Here is a 25523-nt window from a genome sequence, read left to right as displayed (position 1 = left end):
GCACGGCTCCGATCCCGTCCGGCTGCGTTCAGGATGGATTATCGAGGGGAACCGTCATCGCCACCTTCATGTTCGCCACCGGCATCGAGAACAGCGTCCCCACGATCAACGGCGGCCGCACGCGGATCGACGAGATGGAAAGCTGCGGCCATTACCGCCGCTGGCGCGATGACTTCGCGCTCGTCCAGGACATGGGCATAGGCTATCTCCGCTTCGGTCCGCCGATCCACAGGACTTGGCTCGCCGCCGACCGCTACGACTGGGAATTCGCCGACCTGACGTTCGCCGATCTGAAGCAACGCAACATCGTTCCGATCGTCGACCTCTGCCACTTCGGCGTGCCCGACTGGATTGGAAACTTCCAGAACCCGGACTTTCCCGGACTGTTCGGCGCCTATGCCGCGGCGTTTGCGGACACCCCGGTCAACGAGATGTACGTCTGTGCCACCTTTTCCGGCCGCTACGGCTGGTGGAACGAGCAACTGCGCAGCGACCAGGGCTTCGTCACCGCGCTCAAGCATCTAGTGAAGGCCAATGTGCTGGCCATGCAGGCGATCCTCAAACGGCAGCCCGATGCCATCTTCATCCAGAGCGAGTCCTCCGAATATTTCCACGCCGAAAGTCCCGCCGCGATCCGCCCGGCGGAACTAATGAATTCGCAGCGTTTCCTGTCGCTCGACCTCAACTATGGTCGCCGCGTCGATTCAGAAATGTACGAATATCTGCTCGATAACGGCATGAAGCGGGACGAATATCACTTCTTCCTGCACAACCGCCTGAAACAGCACTGCATCATGGGCAACGACTATTATGTCACGAACGAACATCGCGTCGCGGCGGACGGCTCAACCCAGGCGTCGGGCGAAATTTTCGGCTACAGCGAGATTACCCGCCAGTATCACGACCGCTACCGCCTGCCGGTGATGCACACCGAAACGAACCTGAACCAGGGCCCGCTCGACACCGAGTCCGTCGACTGGCTGTGGAAACAGTGGGCGAACGTGCTGCGTGTCCGGAACGACGGCGTGCCGGTCGTCGGCTTCACCTGGTACTCCCTCACCGACCAGATCGACTGGGACACCGCGCTTCGCGAGCAGAACGGCCACGTCAATCCGCTCGGCCTGTTCGATCTCGACCGCAACATCCGGCCCGTCGGCACGGCCTTCAAGAAGCTGATCGGTCAATGGCGCGATGTGCTGCCAACACAGAGCTTGTGCCTCACGGTGCCGGTGGTCATGCCCGACGAAACCGACGACATTCATACACACCGCCAGACGACGCGCGCCCGCGCCGTGAACATGGCCGGGCATGACGCCCCCGGCCAAATAGCGACAACGACTGGATAGTTTCGCGCCGGCTATCGTTCAGGCAGTCTCTAAACATCGTCTCGGGGCTAACATGACCAGGATCGCGCTCGTCGCCGGCGCCGGCGGCATCATTGGCAAGGCGTTGCTGGAAGAGATCGCACGCACCCCGGGGTGGCGCGGTGTCGCATTGTCCCGGAGCAAGGGTGATGTCGTCGCCGACCTCAGCGATGCCGCCGCAACGCGCGAGGCCCTGGCCGGCGCGCGCGACGTCACGCACCTCTTCTACGCGGCCTACGGTCCCGGCGGCGGACTGGCGGAGGAAGACCGACGCAACTCGGCCATGCTGCGCAACCTCCTTGAGGGGCTGGAGGCCGTCGGCGCGCCGATCGAACGGACAGTGCTGTACCAGGGCGCAAAGGTTTATGGCGTCCATCTCGGCCCGGTCACGACACCCTTCTACGAAGACGAAAACCCGCGCCCGATCGGCCCCAATTTCTACTTCACGCAGGAACGCGAGCTGAAGGATCGGCGCGCAGCCGGCGGTCCCGAATGGTCGATTCTGCGGCCCGATGTCGTGGTCGGCGACGCCCCCGGAAACGCCATGAACATCGCAACCGTCATCGGCGCCTATGCCGCACTTACCGCCGCCGACGGCGCCGCGTTCCGCTTTCCCGGCTCGCGCCATACCTATGACGGCACGCTGGCGCAGGTGACCGATGCCCACGCGCTGGCCCGCGCAAGCCTCTGGGCGGCCACGTCCGATAGGGCGGTGGGTCAGGCGTTCAACTATGTCCACCCGCCCTTCCGCTGGCGCCGCGTCTGGGAGAAGGTCGCACGGCATTTCGACCTCACGCTCGGCGAACCGATCCCGTTCGAGCTTGCCGCCCACATGCCGTCGCTGGAGCAGCTTTGGCGGCAGATCGCGACGGGCCTCGTCCAACCCGACTACGCCAAGGCGGTCGGATGGAGCTTCGGCGACTTCGTCTTCCGAACAGAGGCGGACGTCGTATCCGACATGACCAAGATCCGGCTCGCCGGCTTCAGCGACGATCGCGATCCCGTCGACGCCCTGATCCGCGCGATCGAGCGGCAGCAGGTGGCGGGCGTCATCCCACGGATCGGTTGAATTACACCGAAGATCGCGCCAGTCCTTGACGTGCAGCGGACAGTCATCACAACCTCACCCCCGACACCGGTCAACGGGTGCAAACAGGAGAGGTCATGACCGTCACTTCCCGCCTGCCCCAGCGATGGGCCCGCCAAGCGAGGGCCGCCCTCCCGCTTGCGCTTCTGTTCGCGTCGCCCGCTGCCGCGCAATTGCACGCGGACGACCCGACCGTCCACGAATATACGTTGCGCAACGCGACCGGCATGACGGTCCGCTTCCTCGATCTCGGCGCGACGATCACCGCGGTGGAGGTGCCCGATCGACGGGGTAAAAGCGCCAACGTCGTGCTCGGCTACGGCTCCACCGGCGAATATCGCACGAAGAACACCAAGAACGGCTTCGGCGCCGCGATCGGTCGCTATGCCGGTCGCATCGCCAACGCCCGGTTTCCACTCGACGGCCAAACCTACCGGTTGCGTCCGAACCTCGGGCCGCATGCGCTCCACGGCGGCGTCGGGCCGGGCTTCGACCAGCGCGTCTGGCAGGTCCGGCGCTTTCGCGAGGGCAAGGTTGACGCCGCCGCCCTGACGTTTGTCAGCCCGGACGGAGACCAGGGCTTCCCCGGCACACTGACCGTCACGATCACCTACCGGCTGCTCCACGACAACGCGCTACGCATCGACTATACAGCGCGCACGACGAAGCCGACCGTCCTCAACCTCACCAACCACAGCTATTTCAACCTTGCGGGCGGCGGCTCGATCGCCACGCAACGGCTGCGCATCGCCGCGACCCGTTGGGTGGAGACGGACGAGGTCGGCATCCCCACCGGGCGCCTGGCCCCCGTGGCGGGCACCCCGCTCGATTTCCGGACGGACCATACGATCGGCGAACGGATCGATCACGAGGGCCCACCGATGAGCGGCCCCGGCGGATATAATCATGCCTGGATCGTCGCGCCCGCCATGCGTGCGACACCCCGGCCCACGCTTTGGATGTGCGACCCGGCCTCAGGCCGCACGCTGACGGTGGAAACGACCGAGCCATCGGTCCAGCTCTACACCGGCGACTATATCGACGGTCGTGACGTCGACGCGCTCGGCCGCCCGATCCGCCCGCGTGACGGCATTGCGATTGAGACGCAGGGCTTCGCCGATGCGCCCAACCACCCGAAATTCCCCTCTACCCGGCTCGACCCCGGAAAGACGTTCCGATCGACGACGATCTACCGCTTCGGCGCGAACTGACCGGCGACCCGCGCTTCCACCGTTCGTCTCCGCTCAGTTCTTGTCCTGGATCCGCTTCGCCAACAGCGTCGCGAACGCCAGCCACGCAACGAACGGCACCGCCGTCGCGGCCGCCGTCCGGTCGACCTTCGATGCCGCCGCGGCATAGCCGACGCCGGTCACGACCATCGCTGCCGATGCGGCCGTACTCGCGCCCAGCGCCTTGCGACGGAAGAACAGCTCCGTCCAGCCGCCGACCATCGCGGTGTTGAGCAGCCACAGACCGACCGCCAGATTGCGCGCGTCGCTGCCCGGATGCCGCATCAGCCGGTAGCCGCCCACCGCAAGCCCCGTCTCCAGCACCGGCCATACTGCGCCGAACGCCGCATCCGGCGGCGTATAGGCCGGTTTGTCGAGCCGCTTGTACCAGCGCCGAATGCCGGGGTGCGACGGATCGGGCGCATTGCGCCGGCCGAGCGCGGCACTCGCGCCCAGCACGACGGCCACGACCGCGAACGCAGCCGGACGGGAGAGGCCAGTTCGCCGGTCTGCGGCGGCGGCAATATCGGTCATGTCCATTCACCCTCTAGCGGACCTGAGAGGCCCGACGACCAAGCGCGGCGGCGCCGCCGACGTTCCGGTCATCCCGCCGTCATTTTCCGCCATCCTCCTCGCGAATGTTCGGAAAGCTGTAGGCCGACGGCGCATCCTCGAACGTCCCGCGCGCGAAGATCGCCACGTCCCCGTCGACGACCTCCTGCTTCGCCCACATGTCCCAGCCGATGTGAATGAAATCCGGTGGCCCGAACAGGCACAGCGCGCGGCGATATTCGTCACCGCGAAACCCGACATAATGAACCGCGGGCCTCCGCGTCCCGGTCATGACCATCCTCCGTCGCACGCCAACCCGGGCCCATCTCCATGTCGCCCGCGAATGGAATACGGGTTTAACCCACCCCCACTCCCCCCTATCTACCCGCGACCAGGGGGAACTCCATGCCAGAACCGATCCTCGCCGTCGCCGGCGTGTCAAAGACGTACAAGGGCGGCTTTACCGCGCTCCATCACGTCGATCTGACGATCAACAAGGGCGAGATTTTCGCGCTGCTCGGCCCGAACGGTGCGGGCAAGACCACGCTGATCAGCATCATCTGCGGCATCGTCACGCCGTCGACCGGCACGATCCACGTCGCCGGCCACGACGCGCTGACCGACTACAAGGCCGCACGCCGCCGCATCGGCCTGGTGCCGCAGGAACTGTCGGTCGACATGTTCGAAACCGTGCTGGCCACGGTCACCTTCTCGCGCCGCCTGTTCGGCCGCTCGGGTCACAGCGCCTACATTGAGCAGGTGCTGCGCGACCTGTCGCTGTGGGATAAGCGCGACGCCAAGATCATGGAATTGTCCGGCGGCATGAAGCGCCGCGTGCTGATCGCCAAGGCGCTCGCCCACGAACCCGAGATCCTGTTCCTCGACGAACCCACCGCGGGCGTCGACGTCGCGTTGCGGCGTGACATGTGGAAGCTCGTCCACCGCCTGCGCGAACGCGGCACGACGATCATCCTGACGACGCACTATATCGAGGAAGCTGAGGAGATGGCCGACCGCGTCGGCGTCATCAACCAGGGCAAGCTGCTGCTCGTCGACGACAAGGCGGCACTGATGCAGAAGCTCGGCAAGCGCGAGCTCGATCTGACGCTGGTCGATCCGCTCGACGCGGTACCCGCCGGGCTCGAACGCTGGCAGCTTGACCTGCTGAACGACGGCAAGACATTGCGCTATGTCTTTGATTCGACCGAGGAGCATACCGGCATCCCGTCGCTGCTGCGCGAACTGGCCGACCGGCATATCGCGTTCAAGGATCTAGAAACATCTAAGTCCAGTCTCGAAGACATCTTTGTCGATCTGGTGAGGGAACGGGCATGAACCTTCACGGCATATGGGCGATTTATCGCTTCGAAATGGCCCGCTCGCTGCGCACCCTGTGGCAGAGCCTCGTCGGGCCGGTGCTGACGACCAGCCTCTATTTCATCGTCTTCGGCGGCGCGATCGGCAGCCGGATGCAGGCCGTCGACGGCGTCGGCTACGGCAGCTTCATCGTCCCCGGCCTCATCATGCTGTCGCTGCTGACGCAGAGCGTCGGCAACGCGTCGATCGGTATCTATTTCCCGAAATTCACCGGCACGATCTTCGAACTGCTGTCCGCACCCGTTTCGCCGATGGAACTGGTGCTCGGCTATGTCGGCGCGGCCGCGACCAAATCGGTCGTGCTCGGCGTCATCATCCTCGCCACCTCGGCGTTCTTCGTCCCCATCCAGGTGCTGCATCCCGTCGCGATGGTCGCGTTCCTGCTGCTCACGTCGATCGCGTTCAGCCTGTTCGGCTTCATCCTCGGCATCTGGGCAAAGAGCTTCGAGCAGCTGAACTTCGTGCCCATGCTGCTCATCACCCCGCTGACGTTCCTCGGCGGCAGCTTCTACTCGATCGACATGCTGCCGCAGCCGTGGCGGACGGTCAGCCTGTTCAACCCGGTCGTCTACCTCGTCAGCGGCTTCCGCTGGAGCTTCTTCGGCAAGGGCGACGTCGACATCGCGATCAGCTTGGCCGTGACGCTGGGTTTCCTGGTCGCCTGCCTCGCGATCATCGCCTGGATCTTCAAGAGCGGCTGGCGGCTCAAGAACTGAGCCAACTCATCGGCTAAGAACCGGGCGACCCTACGCTGCCGCCCGGCACCCACGTCATCGGCCACAGCCGCGGCTCCGCCTGGTCGGCATTTTCGGCGCCCTTCATGATGGACAACAAAGTGCGGCCAAGCGCTTCACCGAGATCGCCAAGTGCGACCTCGAAGCAGGCAAGCGCCGGATCGAGTGCCGCGCAGGCCGGCGTCATCCGCTGCCCGATCACCGCCATGTCCCGGCCGGGCGCCAATCCTACCGCGCGCAGGCTCGCATAGACGCCCACCGGTCCGGCCTCGCTCATGACGAAGATCGCGGTCGGCCTGCGCTCCAGTGCAAGAAATGCCGTCGTCGCCGCCGCACATTGCGCAACGTTGACGCGGCCGACGTGGATCAGGTCCGGATCCACCGCCAAACCGGCGTTGCGCAACGCGGCTTCGTATCGTGCCGTGACGATATGGCTGAAATTGACGTTCGGCCCCGACGTGATGATCGCGATCCGTTCATGACCGGCCGCTAGGAACTGCGCCATCGCGACGTCAACCATCCCCTCGAAATCGAGGTCGATGCTCGGATAGTCCGCCACGACCCCGCTGCGTCCCAGCGTAACGAAGGGCGCGCCACGCGACGCCAGTAACGCGATGCGCGCATCGTCGCGCCCGGTCGCGGCGAGGATCCACGCGTCGGCGATCCCGCGGCTCAGGTGCCGTTGCAGTACGGCGAGCGCATCCTGCTCCGCCCGCGCGAGCAGCACGACGAGTTCGAGCCCCGCCGCCTCGATCACCGTCTGCACGCCGGCCAACACCGCCAGGAAGAACGGATCGCCGAACATGATGCTGTCGGGCGCCAGTGGCAGAATGAATGCCACGGTACTGGTCCGCTTCCGCCGCAAGGACCGACCGGCCTGGTTCGGCGAATATCCCAGCGCTTGTGCCGCTTCGGTCACCCGCGCCCGCGTCGCCGCGCTGACGTCCGCCTGCCCGTTCAACGCGCGCGACACCGTCCCGATCGACAGGTTCAGGTGGGCGGCAAGGGCACGAATATCGATGAAATCAGCTCCAGTTGGACGGTCGCCGTCCACAGACCTTGACAGCTTGGTCGCCGCCAATACAGTCCCGTAAACGTTTACGATCATCAAGGGGAGGGGCGCAGATGATTGCGTACAGGATCGCGCATTTCGGTCGCGCCGCGGCGGTCATTGCCCTCGCCGCCGCCGGCCCGGCGCTCGCCGCCGACCCGACCGGCCTCGACGCCAACGGCCACCTCCTCACGGCGCCAGGCGCGACATCGTCCGGGTTCGGCTACACCCGCCTCGCAAACGGCGTTCAGGTCCGGCTTGGCGGTGTTACGAAAAACATCATCTTCTACGCTCCTGACACGGTCCGCGTGAACGCCACCCTCGGCCGCAACTACTGGACCGCGCGCAGCCTCGTCGTGACCTCTGCCCCCGCAACGGTGCCGTTCACCCTCAGCGAAACCGCAACCGCGCTCATCCTCACGACCGCAAAGCTGCGCGTCGAGATCGCGAGGGCGACCGGTGCCGCACGCTTCCTTGGTTCGAACGGCCGGCTCTACACCGAGGAGAAACCGGACGCGCCGCAAACGCTCAAGCTGACGACGATCTCCAACGCCCCGACCTACGAGGCCCGGAACGATCTCGTCCTGCGCCCCGACGAGGCGCTCTACGGCTTCGGCTTCACCGGCGACGACACCAGCAACCGCCGCGGGAAGAACCTGCTGCTCGTCCAGACCAACGTCGGCATCATCATCCCGGTCATGATGTCCTCACGCCGCTACGGCATCCTGTGGGACACCTATTCACAGATGCGGTTCAAGGACGACGCCGGCGACGCCTCGCTCTGGGCGGAAAGCGCCCCCGGCGGCGTCGACTATTATGTTATGGCCGGCGACACGCCCGACGGGGTCGTCGCCGCCTATCGCACGCTGACCGGACAGGCGCCGATGTACCCGAAACAGGCATTCGGCCTGTTCATGAGCAAGGAGCGCTACAAGACGCAGGCGGAACTCCTGAAGGTCGCTCAGACGTTTCGCAAGGATCGCTTCCCGCTCGATTACATCGTGCAGGACTGGCAATATTGGGGGTCGGACAAGGACGGCAGCTGGAGCGGGATGACCTGGGATCCCGTCCGCTATCCCGACCCGGACGGCATGGCGCGCGACGTCCATGCGCTCAACATGAAACTGATGGTGTCGATCTGGCCGTCGGTCGGCAACGACACTGCGCTTGCGCATGAACTCGACGCGCACAAGCTGCGCTTCGAACCGCTCCACTGGATCTCCAAAAAGGCGCGCGTCTACGACGCCTACAGCCCGCTCGGCCGGCAAATCTACTTCAAGCACATCAAGTCCGGGCTGCTCGACAAGGGCGTCGACGCGCTATGGATGGACGGGACCGAGATCGAGGTAAGCAGCGCGATGTGGAACGCGCAGGATAATATCCGCGACACCAAGGCACTCGGCTCCAACGCACTCGGCGACTTCACCCGCTATCTGAACCCCTACTCGCTCGTCACGACGCAGGGCACTTATGACGGGCAGCGCGCGACGTCCGACAAGCGCGTCTTCACCCTCACGCGCTCCGGCTGGGCCGGCGCGCAGCGGACTGGGGCCGCCTCGTGGAGCGGCGACATCTACGCCAGCTGGAAGACGTTGAAGCAGCAGGTAGCAGGCGGCATCGACGTCACCGTCACCGGCAACCCCTACTGGACGCAGGATACCGGCGGCTTCTTCGTCGCGGATTTCCCCGGCGGCGAGAAGAACGCCGCGTGGCGCGAGCTTTACGCCCGCTGGCTGCAATTTTCGGCGTTCAACCCGATCATGCGCATCCACGGCACCAACGTCGAACGCGAACCTTATCTGTTCAAGACGCTCGATCCCGCCGTCTACGGCTCGCTCCTCGCCAGCACGCAACTCCGCTACCGGCTGCTCCCCTATATCTACGGCCTGAGCTGGAAGGTCACGTCGGACAGCTACACGCTGATGCGTCCGCTGATGATGGACTTCCCGGACGATCGGGCGACGGACACGATCGACGACAGCTTCATGTTCGGCCCGGCGTTCCTCGTCCATCCCGTCACGCGCGCGATGTACAATCTGCTGCCCCCGCCCGCGACGACGATCCCCACGCAATATCTGCGTACTGCGGACGACCGGCCCGGCCTCGCGCTGCAATATTTCGACGGCGAGGCGTTCGAGACGCCGCGCGGCAAGGTCGTCGACGAGACGATCGACCACACCTGGCCCGACCCGCCGCTCGCTGAAATCCCGGGTGGATTGTCGTCGCTCCAGCATTTCTCCGCCCGCTGGACCGGCACGCTGATCGCGCCGAAGGACGGGGAATATGAACTCGGCGTCGCGGGCAATGACGGCTTCCGCCTGTTCCTCGGTGGCGAACAGGTTGTCGACGACTGGGCGCCCGGGTCCGAACGCTACCGCAGCGTCAAACGCGTCCTGAAGAAGGGCGAGCGCCTCGCCGTCCGCATCGACTATCATCAGGCCGACGGCAATCGCGTGCTGCGCCTCGCCTGGCGCCGGCCCGCCGATCTGCTGCGGACCGCGGCACTGGCCAGCGCACCGCGCGACCTGACGACGCGGACCTATCTACCGAAAGGGGCCGACTGGTACGATTTCTGGACGAACGCCCGTCATCGTGGTGGCGAGACGGTCGCCCGCGAAACGCCGCTCGACATCCTGCCGCTCTACGTGCGGGCCGGCTCGATCGTCCCGATGGGTCCGGTGCTGCAATATGCGACCGAGCGCCCGGACGCGCCGTACGACATCCGGATCTACCCCGGTGCCGACGCCCGCTTCACGCTCTACGAAGACGACAACGAAACCTACGCCTATGACAAGGGGCAGCGCGCCACCTACGATCTCGACTGGAACGAGGCGAGCCGCACGCTGACGATCGGCGCGCGACAGGGCAGTTACCCGGGCATGATCCGGCAACGCACGCTGAACGTCGTGCTCATGGGCAGTGCGGCGCGCACCCCGAAACGCGTGACATATTCCGGCCAGCGCACCACCGTGCGCTTCTGAACGGGCCGACCGGAGAGGATGACGATGAACCGACTATCATGCGCAGCGGCCCTGTTCGCCATCGCGGCGCCGCTTGCCGTGGCCCACGCCGACAATCCGATCATCCAGACCCGTTTCACCGCCGATCCCGCGCCGCTGGTGCATGACGGCGTCGTCTATCTCTACACCAGCCATGACGAGGACGATGCCGACGGGTTCAAGATGCTTGATTGGCGGCTTTACAGTTCGACCGACATGGCGAATTGGACGGATCGCGGCGTCGTCGCCTCGCTCGAGACCTTTCCCTGGGCGGTGCAGACCAACGACGCCTGGGCGCCGCAGGTCATCGAACGCGCCGGCAAATTCTACCTCTACGCGCCCATCAGCATCGCGGGGAAACCCAAGAACGTCATCGCGGTGGCGGTCGCCGACACGCCGGCCGGGCCATTCAAGGACGCACTCGGCAAACCGCTGATCGCGCCCGCCGCCGACAATATCGACCCGACGGTGTGGATCGACGACGACGGCCAGGCCTATCTCTACTGGGGAAATCCCGACCTGTGGTACGTCAAGCTGAACAAGAACATGATATCCTACGCCGGCCCGATCACGAAGCTCGAACCGCGCATCACCGATTATCAGGAAGGCCCGTGGTTCTACAAGCGCAAGGGCCATTATTACATGGCATTCGCCTCGACCTGCTGCTCCGAAGGGATCGGCTACGCGATGAGCACCAAGCCGACCGGACCGTGGACCTACAAGGGCCCCATCATGGATCACGACACGCGCGCGACCGGCAACCATCCCGGCATCGTCGACTATAAGGGCGGCTCCTACGTCTTCGGGTTCAGCTACGAACATAATTTCGCGCTGACGCCGATCCATCACGAACGCCGCTCGGTCTCGGTCGCCAAGTTCGACTACAACGCCGACGGGACCATCCCCAACCTCCATTGGTGGGACAAGGTCAGCGCGCCGCAGATCGGCACGCTCGATCCCTACAAGCGGGTCGAGGCGGAGACGATCGCCTGGACCTCGCGGATCAAGCGCGACCGCGACCGGCCCTATGACTGGGCGATGGGCGTGACGACCGCCCAGGACGACCGCACCGGCGTCTATGTGACGCGCGCCACCGACCGCAGCTACATCAAGGTGGCCGGGGTCGATTTCGGCAAGACGGGTGCCCGCACCTTCACCGCGACCGTCGCCAATGCCAAACCCGACGCCACCATCGAACTGCACGCCGACGCGGTCGATGGCCCCCTGCTGGGCACGGTACAGGCCGGCCCGTCCGCTGCCGCCGCACGGTGGCAGGACCGGACAGCCGCCGTCTCCGGCGCGACCGGGCGACACGATCTTTACATGGTGTTCCGCGGCAAGGGCGACGATAGCCTGATCGACGTCGATTCCTGGCGGTTCAACCGCTGAGGTGGCGAGGCAACGAGAGGTGGGCATGACTTTCCGCAAGACCGCACGCGCCGGATCGTTCGTCCGTGCCATGATGACCGCCCTGCTCGTCACGGCGATGCCCGCGGTGCAGGCGGCGCCGAAGACCAAATCCCATCTCGATCTTGACGCGATCGCGCAGCAGCGGTTCGGCAACGACGCCGCCTGGTACCGCGACCGCATCCCGTTCTTCCAGTCGTCCGACCCGATGCTCGACCAGGTCTATTATTATCGCTGGCAGATCGTCCGCGCGCATCAGCGCGATCTGGGCAAGCTCGGCTACATCACGACCGAGTTCGCGGACGATGTCAGCTGGCAGCGTGAACCCTATGCCAGCCTGAACGACGCGACCGGTTTCCACCTGAACGAACTGCGCTGGCTGAACGACCGGCGGTTCGCGGCGGACTATATCGACTATATGTACGATCAGGGCGGCAACAACCGCCACTTTACCGACTATATGGCCGACTCCGTCTGGAGCCGGTACCTGGTCGACGGAGACCAGGCCGCGGTCCTTGCCCATGTCCCCGCCATGCGGACATTGTACGACGCGTGGTTCGATCATTTCGACTGGTCGAAGAACCTCTACTGGGTCGAACCGCTGCTCGACGCGACCGAATATACCATCTCGTCGATCGACGCCTCGGGCGGCAAGGACGGGTTCCGCGGGGGCGAGGCGTTCCGCCCGTCGGTCAACGCCTACATGTTCGCCAACGCCCGCGCGCTGTCCGCCATGACCGCGCTGTCCGGCGATCCGAAGGCATCCGCCGATTATGCCGGCCGCGCCGCCGCCATCAAGCAGCGCGTGCAGGAAAGCCTCTGGAACCCGCAGTTCCAGCACTTCACCGACCGCTATCAGGTCACCAACGCGCACGTGAAATACTGGAACCCGATCCGCGGGCGCGAGCTGGTCGGCTATGTCCCATGGACGTTCGACCTGCCGGACGACGACGCGCGCTACAGCGCCGCCTGGACGCACATCCTGAAACCAGACGAACTCGCCGGTCCCGCCGGCCTGCGCACGGTCGAGCCCAGTTACGAACATTATATGCGGCAATATCGCTACGAAGGCACCAGTCGCGAATGCCAGTGGAACGGCCCGGTCTGGCCGTTCCAGACGACGCAGGTGCTGGCCGGCATGGCCAACCTGCTCGACCACTATAGTCAGTCGGTCGTCACCCGCGCCGACTTCCTCCGCCTGCTCCGCCAATATGCGCAGATGCATTTTCAGGGCGATCGCCTCGATCTGGAGGAGGATTATGACCCCGCCACGGGCAAGCCGATCGTCGGGCTGGCCCGCAGCCACCATTATTTCCATTCGGGTTTCAACGACCTGATCATGACCGGCGTCGTCGGCATCCGCCCCCGCGCAGACGACGTGCTGGAGATCAATCCGCTGCTGACCGCGCCCGGCACCGGCGCGCCGATCCGCTGGTTCCGCGCCGAACGGATTCCCTATCACGGCCACCTCGTGTCGGTGACCTACGACGCCGACGGCCGCCACTACGGACAGGGCGCGGGCCTCCGCGTCGACGTGGACGGCCGTGAGGCGGGGCGCAGCGCCAAGCTGACCCGCCTGACGATCCCGCTCCAGCGAACCCAGAACGCCCCGGTCGCGCGCGACATCAACCGGGCGGCGCAGATCGAACGCGGCGGCTTCCCCAAACTGACCGCATCGAGCGGCGCGGATGCCGAAACGATGCATGACGCGGTCGATGGTCGGACCTGGTTCTTCCCGGAACTGGTCAACGGCTGGTCACCGGCAACGACGGCGAGCGAGCAATGGTTCGCGATCGATCTAGGCCAGCCTGCCACGCTGGCCCGTGCGGAACTGGCATTCTTCGCCGACGGCAAGCAGTTCGCCGCACCCACCGCTTATCGCCTCCAGGTCCTTCGCGGCGAGACGTGGGAGGACCTGCCTGCCCAGGCCGAAGCGCCGGTCGCCAACGGCATCACCAATGTCCGCTGGTCCCCGACCGCGGCGCAGAAACTGCGCCTCGTCCTCGTCCAGCCCGCGGGCCGGTCCGTCCGACTGGTGGAGATGAAACTCTTCTAGCCCGACGGCCGCGACCGTCATCTGCGATTAATCTACCTGCCGGTACAGAAATCGGTTGACGCAACCGCAGCGCAGGAATACCGAGCGGTACAGAACTCGCGGTGGTAGGCTTGCAGGACGACTCGTCCTCATACTCTCCCAGCTCTTCATCTGGTGGCGGCGCTCGGCTCCGCTTTTGGTGAGGATCAGTCGCGGCCAACAGGATCGATCGGGCGAACAATCATGGCCTATGTCGCTTTTGCCGAAAACGACACCGTCGCTGCGCTTCCGGATTGGCCGACCGCGCGCCGACCGATAACGGCCTTGCCCACCGGTCATGCGCTGGCACGGGTCAAGCCGGCACCGGATCGCCACACATCCGAAGCGACGCCGCCCGCGCGCGGTACGTCCCGGGCCACGCATGTCGCAACGACCCGTGCATCGGTAGCAAAGGGTCTTCCGTTCGCGGCAGCACTGACCCTTGCCATCAAGCATGTCGCGGAATGGCTCGGCGGCGACTGGCTGATCGCGACCGTGCTGGTGCTCGTGCTGGCGCTGTTCCTCGTCCCGTTCGCACCGCGTTCGATGGGTGACGCCCGGCGCCCGCAACGACGTTGAGCGCACAGCCTCGACCATCCGTTGAGTCAGCTCCTGTCTGCTGACACCATGGAGTGGCAGTCTTTGCGTGATCGCGGTTGAACTGACCAGCAGCGGTTATCCGATCGGCCCCGCTGTCTATCGAGACAGACTTGCGGGCGACACCGATGCAATCGCGGGATGCCATCCGCGTCGCACAGCGGAGATCAGCGTCGAAATCCGTCGCGACATCGACTTAGGTGGTCTCGGTCCGCGGATCCGCGAAAGTAACCAACCGAAGCCCCTCACCTTAGGGCGTTCGTTCGGATCAGATCGCCGCGACATCGGCCTTTACGATGCGGACGCGGCGAAATACCCAGGCCCTTCACCGGCGGTCGGGGCATGAACCGTATGCGTGGTTCAAGGGGGGCGCAGCATGAGGATGACCAGACGTGCGACGCTTCTGGCGGGGGTAGCGATCCTGACCGCGGCGGCGGGCTGCGCCACCCGGCGGCCATTCGCGCGCGGGGCGATCGGCCGGGCTTCCACCACCGGCTTCGTCACGGTGGACCGTCTCGGTTTCCGCCGCAACGGGCGGCCCTATCGCTATGCCGGCGCCAACATCTGGTACAGTGCATGGCTGGGTGCGGACACAGCCTATGGCGACCGCGCTCGAATGACACGCGAACTGGACCGGTTGCAGGCGCTCGGCATCCGCAACCTGCGCATTCTCGGTTCGGCCGAACTGTCGCCTCTCAAGAACTCGATCACCCCCGGCTTCCGGGATGCGAGCGCACGCTATGACGAGGCCCTGCTCGCGGGCCTCGACTGGACGCTGTCCGAACTGGCAAAGCGGGACATGAGCGCCGTCCTCTACCTCACCAATTTCTGGGAATGGTCGGGCGGCATGATGACATACCTGTCCTGGGTCAATGGCGGGCGTTTCATCAACATGAACGATCCGGCGCATCCTTGGCCGGAGTTTCCGGACTGGAACGCTGCCTTCTATTCCAGCCGGCCGGCGCAGGCCCGTTACCGCGACTACATCCGCGCGGTTGTCACCCGCACCAACGGCGTCACCGGCGTCCGCTATGCCGACGACCCGACGATCATGGCCTGGCAGCTCGCCAACGAACCGCGCCCCGGCGGATCCGAAACAGTGGCCCTCGCCAACCTGCCGCGCTTCTACCGCTGGATCGACGAGACCGCGCGCTTCATCAAAACGCTCGATCCGCTCCATCTCGTCTCCACCGGCTCGGAAGGGCTGAAGGGGTCGATCGAGCGCGAGGAGATCGTGCTGGCCGCGCACCGGCCGGCCTCGATCGACTATCTCACGGCGCACATCTGGCCGAACAACTGGAGCTGGATGGACGCGGGCAGCCTCGCCGCAACCTATGACGCCGGTGCCGCCCGGGTCGCGGACTATATCGCCGCGCACGTCCGCCTAGCGCACACGCTGGGAAAGCCGCTGGTGATCGAGGAGTTCGGTTACCCGCGCGACGGGCAGAACGCCTATGATCCGTCGATCACGACCACCTACAAGGACCGATTCTACCGTCAGGTCTACGCCGCGATCGAAGCGGACATTACCGCCGGCGGGCCGCTGTCCGGGTCCAATTTCTGGGCCTGGAACGGCGAAGCGCGTGCCGCCCACGCCGACCACCGCTTCCGGCGCGGCGACCTCGCTTACATGGGCGACCCGCCGCACGAGCCGCAGGGCTGGTACGGCGTCTTCGACAGCGACATCGCGACGCAGGCGGCGATCCGTGCCCACGCGGCCGCCATCGCACGGCCGTGACGAGACCGAAGCAATGAGCAACGTCTGGGGTTTTACAGCTGCCGCTGGCAAACGAACCGCTTCACGCACGTGCCCGGCAAGACGGACTTCATGCCCTTGATGACCGCGGCAAGCGACGACTTGGTCCCAACCATGCTGATCCGCCCATAACGGACGTGGAGTACCAAGCGGCGATTCAGCGCGTCGCGTAATAACGGGCGAGGTCGTCGATGCTCGCTTCGGGAAGGCGGCGGGCGATGGTCGGCATGATGTCGGGGGATTTGCGTGCATCGACGACGCCCTTCTCGCCACGGAAGGCGTGGAGGCGAGCAGCGAGGTAGGCGGCCTTCTGACCGTCCAGCCGGGGATAGTCGGCACGGCCACGCATACCGTGACAACTGGCGCAGGCCGGCACGTTCAGCGACGATATGCCCCGCCCCACGATCCGGGCCGCATCGGCCAGATCGCCGGTTGCGTCGCGCGCGGTAGCGGCAGCCGGGACCACCGGGCGTGGCATTGCGGCGTAGAGCGTGGCGAGGCCGCGCATGGTGGGGGCGTCGATGCGCGCGGCGGCGGACTGCATCACGCCGCTGTGGCGCCGGCCGGTGGCGTAGTCGCGCAGCGCCGCCTCGAGATAGGCGGCCTTCTGTCCGGCGAGCACGGGGACGTCCGGGCCGCGACCCTGTCCATCCGCGCCGTGGCAGCGTGCGCAGTCGGGCACCGCGTCGGCGACCTGGCGCACCGTGCCGGTGTTGATCCGGCCGCCGGGGCCGTAGGCGAGCGCGCGATAGGTTTCGGGCGTCATGGCGGGCAGCCGGCGGACGAAGGCGGCCATGCGGCGGACCTCGTCGTCGCGGTCCTGCACCGGCCAGGCGGGCATGCCGCTGAACTTCACGCCGTGTTTCAGGATCCAGAACAGCTGTTCGTCGGTCCAGTCGCGCGCGTTGACGGCCAGGTCCGGTGCGGGCGGGGTGGCGGCCTGCATGACGGGGGAGGGGCGTTCGCCGGGCGCGCCGTGGCAGACAGAGCATTGCCCCGCGAAATGGCCGGCGGCCGATGCGAGGCCGGTCGTATCGGTGGCGGGCGCATCCACCGTCAGTGCGGCATGGGTGCGGACCGACTTGCGCATCACCCAGTGGAGGAACCAGTCGGTGACCGCCCAGTGGCCGGTCGAGGCCCCGACGTTGATGGCGCCCGACCAGCCGATGCCGAGCCCGAGCAACGCGGCCGCGACGATCGCCAGCAGGGTCCGTCGCCATGTGATGCGGATCGTCATGCCTTTCCCCGTTCCGTCCTGAGCAGCCCGCCCAGCATAGTCAGCCCACCGGTCAGATAGCTGCCCGCGCCGACGAGCAGCATCACGACGCCGCCGATCTGCTGATCCGCCAGCGCATTGCCGCCCCCGTGGAGGTGGACGGCGAACAGCGGGCGCGGGGCGAGCGCGATGAGCGCGCCGAGCAACGTCATGTGCATCGACGTGAGGAGCAGCGCGATCACGCCGGCCGCGCGCCGATCGCCCTGCGCACCGCCGAGGCAGGCGGACCAGAGCAGGACACCAGCCACCAGGAACATCGCCTGTTCCAGCAGCGCCACCGCCGCGGACCCGTCCGCCAGCGTGCGGAGCGCGGGCAGGTGCCAGCCCCACACGACGAGCAGTTCGACCACCGACATCGGCAGCGGCTGGACCCAGCGCGCGTGAGCGGGATCGTGCGGGCCGCCGGCGATGCCGATCGCGATCAGCGGTGCGGCGACCGCGACGACGGCCATGTGCGCGGCCATGTGCCCGGTCATGCCGCTGGGCGCGAGCGCGAGCGCCCAGGCGAGCGGGACGATCGCACCCCCTGCGACGAGCGCCGCGCGCCTCACCGGCAATCCGTGAAAACGAGTGCGGGGGCCGCCACGAACAGCACCGAGACGAAGCTGAGCCCGGCCAGCAGCAGGGTCGCATAGGCGATGAAGCGCAGCCGGTCCGGCCCGGTGCTGGCATTGTGCGGCGGTGGATCGCCCTCCGTCCGCGACTGTGCCCAGGCGATGTAGCCCGACGCGACGATCGGGATGAGGGCCACGACGGTCGCGACCGCGATGCCGATCCGGATGTCGCCGATCGTCTCGGTCGGGCCACGCTTGGCACAGCGGACCGCGGCCCAGACGTAGCAGAACAGGAAATGCAGCGCCCAGACCGTCGGCGGGACGGCGAGCGTCCACAGCGTCGCCTTCAGCCGGGCGGCGCGGCGGTTGAGCCCGCCGATCATGCGACACCCGGGAAGAAGGCGATGAGCGGGAAGGTGATGACCGCGCTGAGCGCAAAAAAATGCTGGTACACGGTGATGTTGCGGACGTCGGCGTCATGGACCGGGTCCATCCGCCCGAACAGGCTGCGTGCCAGCGTATAGAGCTGCATGATCGCGGACAGCGCGGCATGTGCGGCGACCCAGATTACCAGCACCCAGACGATCGCGGGATAGACGTGGAGCACGGGGTCGAGTCCGCTGAACCACGGCCCGGCCAGCGCCGCCAGCCCGCCGCCGATCGACGCCGCGGCCCCCAGCGCCAGCGCGATCCGCGCGATCCCGACGCCGCCGCGCGCGTTGGTTTCGCGCGCCAGGATCGTCAGCGCCCAGCCGGCGAGGATCAGCCCGAGCGCCATCATCGGCCAGAACACGCCGGGCCCGGCGAGGCCCGGCGTTGGCGGCGGCGGAAAATCGGCATGGATCGTCCAGAAGAAGAAATAGCCGAAGATCAGGCTGGCAAAGGCGGTGGCGTCGCCCGTCATGGTGATGAACATCGCCCACCAGCCGGGCGCGGTCGGACCGGACGCGTAAAGCGGCACGGTGATGCCGTGGCCGATCGGCTTCTCCGGCTTCTCCGGGATCTCGCCCGTGCCGGTCCACAGCCACCACAGGATGACGCCGAGCGCGAGCACGCCGCTGACCAGCGCCGACCAGTAGAGATGGTAGGTGGTGAGGATGAACACACCGCCGAGCGTGACGGCCGCGAGCATCGGCTTGATCGACGGGCCGCCGAGCCGGATGACCTGGAGCGGGCGCGCGTCGAGCACGGTGGTGATGATCGATTCGCGGCGGCCCTCCTCCGCATCGGGCAGGAAATAGCGGCCCTCGTCGATGTTGCGGACGAAGTTCGGCTGATCCCAGATCGGGTAGCGGCTCTCGATCAGCGGGACCGAGCGGATGCCCCAGTCCTCGCTGTCCGCCTTCTGCGTCCATTCGAGCGTACCGGCATCCCACGGATTGCGCCGCGCCAGCGGCCGCCAGGGGGAGCGGAACAGATCCGCCACCAGTACCGCGACGCCGGCCGCGAACAGGAACGCGCCGACGGTGGAGAGCAGGTTCAACCCGTCCACCCCGAGCGAGGACTGATAGGTCTGTACGCGACGCGGCATGCCCATCAGCCCGGTCCAGTGCATCGGCAGGAAGGTGACGTTCATGCCGACGAACATCATCCAGAACGCGGTGCGCCCCATCCGGTCCGACAGTTTCTTGCCAGTGACGAGGGGCCAGTAATAATAGAGCCCGCCGAACAGCGGCATCACCGTGCCGCCGATCAGCACGTAATGGAGGTGGGCGACGATGAAATAGGTGTCGTGCGCCTGCCAGTCGAACGGTGCCACCGCGACCATCACGCCGGTCAGCCCGCCGATCACGAAGATGGCGAGCGAGCCCGCGGCATAGAGCATCGGCGTGGACCACACGACGCGGCCGGCCCAGATGGTGGCGATGAACACGAAGATCTGCACCGCGGTTGGGATCGCCACCGCCTCGGACGCGGCCGAGAAGAAGCCGAGCGAGATGTTGGGCAGCCCGGTGGCGAACATGTGGTGGACCCACAGGCCGAAGCTGAGGAACCCGGTGCCAACCGCGGCGAGCACGATCCAGGGATAGCCGACGACGTGGCGCCGGGCGAAGGTCGGCACCACCATCGCGAAGATCGCGATCGACGGCAGGAACACGATGTAGACCTCCGGATGGCCGAAGATCCAGAACAGGTGCTGCCAGAGCAGCGGATCGCCGCCGCGCGTCGCATCGAAGAACGGCCAGTCGAGCAGCCGTTCCATTTCGAACAGGATGTCGCCGGCGATCAGCGGCGGGAAGGCGAACAGGATCATCACCGCGACGACCAGGATGTACCAGGCGTAGAGCGGCATCAGGTTGAGCCGCATGCCCGGCGGCCGGCATTTCAGAACGCCGACGATCAGTTCGACCGCCGCGGCGATCGACGACACCTCGATGAAGCTCAGCCCCAGCATCCAGATATCGGCGCCCAGCCCGGACAGCGCCGGATCCGTGGTGAGCGGCGGGTACATGAACCAGCCGCCATCGGGCGCGGCATCGAAGAAGATCGATCCCGACACGAACACCCCGCCGATCAGGAACGACCAGTATCCGAACGCCGACAGCCGCGGGAACGGCAGGTCGCGCGCGCCGAGCAGTTGCGGCAGGATCAGGATCGACACCGCTTCGAACATCGGCACGGCGAACAGGAACATCATCATCGACCCGTGCAGCGTGAACAGCTGGTTGAAGGTCGATGCGCTGACGAGGTCGTTGTCGGGCACCGCCAGCTGCGCCCGGATCAGCAGCGCGAGCAGCCCGGCGAACAGCATGAAGCCGAAGGCGGTGGCGGTGTACCAGTTGCCGACGCGGTTGTTGTTCGTGTCCGTCCAGCGCAGGAACAGGCCCATCGGCGGCGCCCAGGTGGCGCGCAGCCGATCCTCCTGGCCTTTCCGGACCGCGGGGTCGTTCTGGTCGGGTGCGGTCATTTCGGTTCCAGCAGGTAGGCGGCGATGGCGCGGGCCTCCGCGTCGGACATCTCGGCGAAGCGCGGCATCAGGACGCCGGCCTTCACCGATTGCGGATTGCGGATGAAGGCGGCGAGCGTCGCCGGGTTCAGCGGGAGCGTGGCGGCGGCGAGGCTGCGGCGTTGCGGGAGGAGGGTCAGGTCCGGACCGATCCGTCCACCCGCGCCGCGGATCGCATGGCAGCCGGCACAGCCGTAGCTGGTGTATAGCGCCTGGCCAGATGGGGCTGCCCCTTCCGTTCCCCGGCGCAGGCCGGGGCCTGGGTGAAGCGGTGGCGTCAAGGCCCCGGCCTGCGCCGGGGAACTGAGCCGGGTCGGGGTCCGCGCCTGCACCAGCCACGCATCGAACGCGCGCGGTTCCATCGCGACCACGTCGAACGCCATCTTCGCATGCGCCAGGCCGCAAAACTCGGTGCATTGGCCGCGGTACGTCCCGGCCTTCGTCGCGCGGACGACGAGCGTGTTGGTCCGCCCGGGGATCATGTCGACCTTGCCCGCGAGGCCCGGGACCCAGAAGCTGTGGATGACGTCCGGACTGGTCAGCAGGATGCGGACGGTGCGGCCGACGGGGACGCGGACGAGGTTGGCGTCTTCCACCGGCGGGGCCCCGGTCGGGCGGTACTGGACCCGCCACCAGAATTGTTCGCCGCCGACCGCGATGGTCAGGTCGTTCGGCGCCACGGGCAGCTGGCGCATCATCGGCAACGCGGTGATGAGCAGCCCGAACAGGATGATCGTCGGCCCGATCGCACCGGCCCACAGGATCAGCGACATGCCGCCGCTATGGCTGAGCGACCCTTCCGGCGCGCGGACGGCGCGGACGACGAGGGCGGCGACCGCGACCGAGATCAGCACCGCGCCGGCGACCATGACCCAGGTCAGCCGGGCGGTGGCCGCCGCCTCCACCCCGAACGGCGACATGGCGGACTGGACCCCTGCGCAGCCGGACAGCAGCAAGGTGACGGGCAGTGCGGCAAGGCGCAGTGTACGTTCGAGGTTCGGCCCACCGGTCCGGCGGGCGCATTCATCGCTCGTCATCGGGTCCCCGTTGCATTCGACCTGTTCTCTGACGTTCGTCTTTCCGGCACCGGCGGCCGCTGTCAACACGCTGGAGCTACTACGCATGGGAGTACATCCAGCGTGGCGCCCTGCCGATCCGTCCACTCTGGCTGCCGACACGCAGCACCAAAGCCGGCGCTGGCAGGCACGTCCCCCCTCCCCCAGCCGCGGAACTCTTCGCATGCAGTTTGGGAGGCGCCAGCAGACTGCCGTATCGCTGAACCCGGCAGATTACGCTACGCACGACCGATTGGCGCCACAATAGCGTGCGAACCACCAAAGCCCCGAACTGCCAAACCGACTGACCTTCCGGCTGGTAGCGGTACCAGCTTTGCGCTAGCCTCCGAAAAAACTACGTCGGGAGGATGACGAAATGGGCAAAAGCCTGGAACTGGTACTGGCTCTGCTGCTGTCGAGCACGGTGACGCCGCTGGCCGCCGCCCAACCCGTCCCGGGCACGCTCGGCGACACTGCCGCGACACCCGAAGTGCGCGCGCAAGACATCGTGTCGCGCATGACGCTGGAGGAAAAGGCGGCGCAGCTCGGCCATACGGCCCCCGCGATCCCGCGCCTCGGGGTGCCGGAGTATAATTGGTGGAACGAAGGGCTTCACGGCGTCGCACGTGCCGGCATCGCGACCGTTTTCCCGCAGGCGATCGGCATGGCCGCGACCTGGGACACCGCGTTGCTCGCCAAGGTCGGCAATACCGTCGCGACCGAGTTCCGCGCCAAATTCCTCGAACGCCGGTTGCCAGACGGCGGCAGCGAATTCTACCGCGGCCTGACGGTCTGGTCGCCTAACATCAACATCTTCCGCGATCCGCGCTGGGGCCGCGGCCAGGAAACCTATGGCGAGGACCCGTATCTGTCCGGGCGGCTCGGCATCGCCTACATCGCGGGCCTACAGGGCAACGACCCCCGCATCTTCAAGGTGATCGCGACATCCAAGCATTTCGCGGTGCACAGCGGCCCGGAAAGCAATCGCCACCGCGAAGACGTCTACCCCAACCCCTATGACCTCGAGGACACCTACCTGCCCGCCTTCCGCGCGACCGTGACGGAGGGCAAGGTGCAGTCGGTGATGTGCGTGTACAACGCCGTCAACGGCGTGCCGGGCTGCGCCAGCACGATGCTGATGGACGATATCCTCCGCAAGAGCTGGGGGTTCGGCGGTTATGTCGTGTCCGATTGCGGGGCCGCGGCGAATATTTACCGGCCCGATGCGCTGCACTATACCAAGACCGCGCCGGAAGGCGTCGCGGTCGGCATCAAGGCGGGCATGGACCTGATCTGCGGCGATTATCGCAACAAGATGACGACCGACGCGGACAGCATCGTCACCGCGGTTAAGACCGGGCTCCTGCCGCAGGCAACGGTCGATCGCGCGCTGGAGCGGTTATTCGTCGCGCGCGTCCGGCTCGGGCTGTTTGATCCGAAGCTGCCCTTCGCAGAGATCACCGCGAAGGATTACGACACGCCCGCCCATCACGCGATGTCGCGCAAGATGGCCGAAGAATCGATGGTCTTGTTGAAGAACGACGGCGGCCTGCTGCCGATCAAGGGCGATCCGCGGACGATCGCGGTGATCGGCCCTAACGCCGACAGCATCGACGCACTGGTCGGCAATTATTACGGCACGCCGTCCAAACCCGTCACAGTCCTCGACGGTATCCGCGCACGCTATCCGAAGGCGAAGATCGTTTATGCGCAGGGCACGGGGCTGATCGGGCCGGCCGAAGTGCCGGTGCCGGACGCCGCACTGTGCGTCGATGCGGCCTGCGCGACCAAGGGGTTGAAGGCCGAGTATTTCGCCGGCACGGACCTCGCCGGCCCCGCAACGCGGACCGAAACCCTGCCCAACGCGCGGCTCGACTGGAGCGGCGACCGCGAAACCTCGGCGCGCTGGACGGGCACGCTCGTCGCGCCGACAAGCGGTTCCTACGGCTTCCGCTTCGCCAGCGAGAATGGCTACCGGGTGTTCGTCGGTGACAAGCTGGTTGTTGACGAATGGGGCGTGGGCGATGCGCCGTCGATCCTGACCGGCACGATCACACTGGAAAAGGGGCGGCGCTATCCGATCCGCGTCGAAGGCGTCCAGCGCGGCGCGCGCAGTTCGCAACAGCTCGTCTGGAGCATCCCCGGCGCGGGCGGAGACGACGCCGTCGCGGCGGCAAAGGCCGCTGACCTGACGATATTCGTCGGCGGCCTCTCGGCACGGATCGAGGGTGAGGAGATGAGGGTGCAGGCCCCCGGTTTCGCCGGCGGTGATCGCACCAGCCTGGATCTGCCGGCACCGCAGCAGGCGCTGCTCGACCGCCTCACCGCAACCGGCAAGCCGCTCGTCCTGGTGCTGATGAACGGCAGCGCGCTTGCCGTGAACCGCGCCGACAAGACCGTGCCGGCGATCGTCGAGGCCTGGTATCCTGGCGGCGAAGGCGGCCATGCGGTGGCCGGAATGCTGGCGGGCGATTTCAGCCCCGCGGGCCGCCTGCCGGTGACCTTCTACAAATCGGCCGACCAGTTGCCCGCCTTCACCGACTACAGCATGAAGGGCCGGACCTACCGCTACTTCGCCGGCGAAACGCTGTACCCGTTCGGCCACGGCCTGAGCTACACGCGCTTCGCCTACGCTGCGCCGACGCTGTCGACGACGCGGGTCGGCGCGGACGGCAAGGTGAATGTGTCGGTGACGATCAGCAATGTCGGCGCACGCGACGGCGACGAGGTCGTGCAGCTCTACGTCGCGCATCCGGGCGCACAGAACGCCCCGATCCGATCGCTCGCCCGGTTCGAACGCGTTCACCTGAAGAAGGGCGAGACGCGGCGCGTGAGCTTCACGCTTGATGCACGCGCGCTCAGCCTGGTTGACGCCAAGGGCGTGCGGCGTCTGACGCCGGGAACGGTCAAGCTCTGGATCGGCGGCGGGCAACCCGGTGGTCGCGGGGGGCTTCCGTCGGTGGCCGGCGTGGCGACCGAATTGAAGGTCGACGGGCAAGCGATGCTGCCGCGGTAACCCCCTTGGTCGGGCGGCAACGCGAGCGAGGACGCCAATGGTATCACCGCTGGCATCGGTGCCGTCCGGTCGGCAGTGACAGGTCATGGGCGTTAGATCGGGACCGACCATCCCGATCCGACGAACAACGCCTGGAAGTTTACGCTGTGGCTCAAGAGCAGTGTTCACCCGAAGGCGGAACAGTCGTTAGTTTCGGCCATCGCCCGCTGCGGACACTTGGGTCTAGCCGCCCCACGCGGAACGCTGAAGACCAACGCCTCAGTCGTGGGGGCTGCAGCGAAGCAGCCCCCCTTCCCAACCTCTGCTATCAGAAGCGGAAGCTCGCCGTGACCGCGGCGACGTGCGAATTGAACCGGTCGCCGCTGCGCCGGAAATCGGTACCGTCGGTGTTCACCAGAACGAACGGATTGTTCGCCGGCGACGTGCCGCGCGACGTCCGGACATTGTA

The 25523-nt window shown here is 66.6% G+C and carries 20 protein-coding genes; 12 read left to right on the top strand and 8 right to left on the bottom strand.

Going from position 1 to position 25523, the window contains the following annotated elements:
* Positions 1-68 precede the first annotated feature (68 nt).
* From IEX50_RS00105 to IEX50_RS00095, 3 genes are all read left to right on the top strand, one after another.
* Complete coding sequence (locus IEX50_RS00105) at positions 69-1346, top strand: glycoside hydrolase family 1 protein (protein WP_157177448.1); 1278 nt, start codon at positions 69-71, stop codon at positions 1344-1346.
* A gap of 52 nt (positions 1347-1398) precedes the next feature.
* Positions 1399-2433, top strand: a complete 1035-nt coding sequence (locus IEX50_RS00100; RefSeq protein WP_157177447.1) for an NAD-dependent epimerase/dehydratase family protein — start codon at positions 1399-1401, stop codon at positions 2431-2433.
* 95 nt (positions 2434-2528) lie between these two features.
* Positions 2529-3662: an aldose epimerase family protein gene (locus IEX50_RS00095; protein ID WP_157177446.1), complete on the top strand. Its 1134-nt coding sequence runs from the start codon at positions 2529-2531 to the stop codon at positions 3660-3662.
* A 33-nt stretch (positions 3663-3695) separates the two neighbouring features.
* Here IEX50_RS00095 and IEX50_RS00090 read toward each other — a convergent pair whose 3' ends face one another.
* Both IEX50_RS00090 and IEX50_RS00085 read right to left on the bottom strand, forming a co-directional pair.
* Positions 3696-4214, bottom strand: a complete 519-nt coding sequence (locus IEX50_RS00090) for a TspO/MBR family protein (RefSeq protein WP_157177445.1) — start codon at positions 4212-4214, stop codon at positions 3696-3698.
* Between the two features lie 79 nt (positions 4215-4293).
* On the bottom strand, positions 4294-4524 hold the full coding sequence (locus IEX50_RS00085; RefSeq protein ID WP_157177444.1) for a hypothetical protein: 231 nt from the start codon (positions 4522-4524) through the stop codon (positions 4294-4296).
* 113 nt (positions 4525-4637) lie between these two features.
* Here IEX50_RS00085 and IEX50_RS00080 point away from each other — a divergent pair, with 113 nt between their 5' ends.
* Both IEX50_RS00080 and IEX50_RS00075 read left to right on the top strand, forming a co-directional pair.
* Positions 4638-5567, top strand: a complete 930-nt coding sequence (locus IEX50_RS00080; protein ID WP_157177443.1) for an ABC transporter ATP-binding protein — start codon at positions 4638-4640, stop codon at positions 5565-5567.
* Complete coding sequence (locus tag IEX50_RS00075; RefSeq protein ID WP_157177442.1) at positions 5564-6325, top strand: ABC transporter permease; 762 nt, start codon at positions 5564-5566, stop codon at positions 6323-6325. The genes IEX50_RS00080 and IEX50_RS00075 overlap by 4 nt, the downstream gene beginning before the upstream one ends.
* Positions 6326-6338: 13 nt before the next feature.
* Here the strand turns inward: IEX50_RS00075 and IEX50_RS00070 are convergent, their stop codons facing one another.
* Positions 6339-7451: a LacI family DNA-binding transcriptional regulator gene (locus IEX50_RS00070; RefSeq protein ID WP_157177441.1), complete on the bottom strand. Its 1113-nt coding sequence runs from the start codon at positions 7449-7451 to the stop codon at positions 6339-6341.
* A 17-nt stretch (positions 7452-7468) separates the two neighbouring features.
* Here IEX50_RS00070 and IEX50_RS00065 point away from each other — a divergent pair, with 17 nt between their 5' ends.
* The 6 genes from IEX50_RS00065 (at position 7469) to IEX50_RS00040 (ending at position 16209) form a co-directional block, all read left to right on the top strand.
* Entirely contained in the window at positions 7469-10375 is a 2907-nt protein-coding gene (locus tag IEX50_RS00065) for a TIM-barrel domain-containing protein (protein ID WP_157177440.1), read from the top strand.
* Positions 10376-10399: 24 nt separating this feature from the next.
* Positions 10400-11782 carry a glycoside hydrolase family 43 protein gene (locus IEX50_RS00060; protein ID WP_198350718.1) on the top strand — a complete coding sequence of 461 codons (1383 nt, stop codon included), beginning with the start codon at positions 10400-10402 and terminating at the stop codon, positions 11780-11782.
* A gap of 25 nt (positions 11783-11807) precedes the next feature.
* Positions 11808-13856 (top strand): MGH1-like glycoside hydrolase domain-containing protein, encoded by a 2049-nt coding sequence (locus IEX50_RS00055; RefSeq protein WP_229673534.1) that lies wholly within the window; start codon positions 11808-11810, stop codon positions 13854-13856.
* A gap of 153 nt (positions 13857-14009) precedes the next feature.
* Entirely contained in the window at positions 14010-14453 is a 444-nt protein-coding gene (locus IEX50_RS00050; RefSeq protein WP_188699406.1) for a hypothetical protein, read from the top strand.
* Between the two features lie 67 nt (positions 14454-14520).
* The gene (locus tag IEX50_RS00045; protein ID WP_157177437.1) at positions 14521-14817 is read left to right on the top strand and encodes a hypothetical protein; all 297 of its coding nucleotides are present in this window, start codon (positions 14521-14523) and stop codon (positions 14815-14817) included.
* 30 nt (positions 14818-14847) lie between these two features.
* Complete coding sequence (locus IEX50_RS00040) at positions 14848-16209, top strand: glycoside hydrolase 5 family protein (RefSeq protein WP_157177436.1); 1362 nt, start codon at positions 14848-14850, stop codon at positions 16207-16209.
* A 175-nt stretch (positions 16210-16384) separates the two neighbouring features.
* Here IEX50_RS00040 and IEX50_RS00035 read toward each other — a convergent pair whose 3' ends face one another.
* From IEX50_RS00035 to coxB, 5 genes are read right to left on the bottom strand one after another with little or no spacing between them, the layout of a single operon-like run.
* Entirely contained in the window at positions 16385-17464 is a 1080-nt protein-coding gene (locus tag IEX50_RS00035; RefSeq protein ID WP_157177435.1) for a c-type cytochrome, read from the bottom strand.
* Positions 17461-18054 (bottom strand): cytochrome c oxidase assembly protein, encoded by a 594-nt coding sequence (locus IEX50_RS00030; protein ID WP_157177434.1) that lies wholly within the window; start codon positions 18052-18054, stop codon positions 17461-17463. The genes IEX50_RS00035 and IEX50_RS00030 overlap by 4 nt, the downstream gene beginning before the upstream one ends.
* On the bottom strand, positions 18051-18440 hold the full coding sequence (locus IEX50_RS00025; RefSeq protein ID WP_157177433.1) for a hypothetical protein: 390 nt from the start codon (positions 18438-18440) through the stop codon (positions 18051-18053). The genes IEX50_RS00030 and IEX50_RS00025 overlap by 4 nt, the downstream gene beginning before the upstream one ends.
* The gene (gene ctaD / locus IEX50_RS00020; protein ID WP_157177432.1) at positions 18437-20965 is read right to left on the bottom strand and encodes a cytochrome c oxidase subunit I; all 2529 of its coding nucleotides are present in this window, start codon (positions 20963-20965) and stop codon (positions 18437-18439) included. The genes IEX50_RS00025 and ctaD overlap by 4 nt, the downstream gene beginning before the upstream one ends.
* Positions 20962-22041, bottom strand: a complete 1080-nt coding sequence (gene coxB, locus IEX50_RS00015) for a cytochrome c oxidase subunit II (RefSeq protein WP_157177431.1) — start codon at positions 22039-22041, stop codon at positions 20962-20964. Before coxB ends, ctaD begins: the two co-directional genes overlap by 4 nt.
* A gap of 394 nt (positions 22042-22435) precedes the next feature.
* Here coxB and IEX50_RS00010 point away from each other — a divergent pair, with 394 nt between their 5' ends.
* Positions 22436-25075, top strand: coding sequence for a glycoside hydrolase family 3 protein (locus tag IEX50_RS00010; RefSeq protein WP_157177430.1), 2640 nt, complete (start codon positions 22436-22438; stop codon positions 25073-25075).
* Positions 25076-25523 lie beyond the last annotated feature (448 nt).

The sequence above is a fragment of the Sphingomonas prati genome, from assembly GCF_014643515.1.
Lineage (GTDB): Bacteria > Pseudomonadota > Alphaproteobacteria > Sphingomonadales > Sphingomonadaceae > Sphingomonas_R > Sphingomonas_R prati.
The sequence above is the reverse complement of the archived record's forward strand: the minus strand, read 5'-3'. Positions and strand labels throughout refer to the sequence as shown.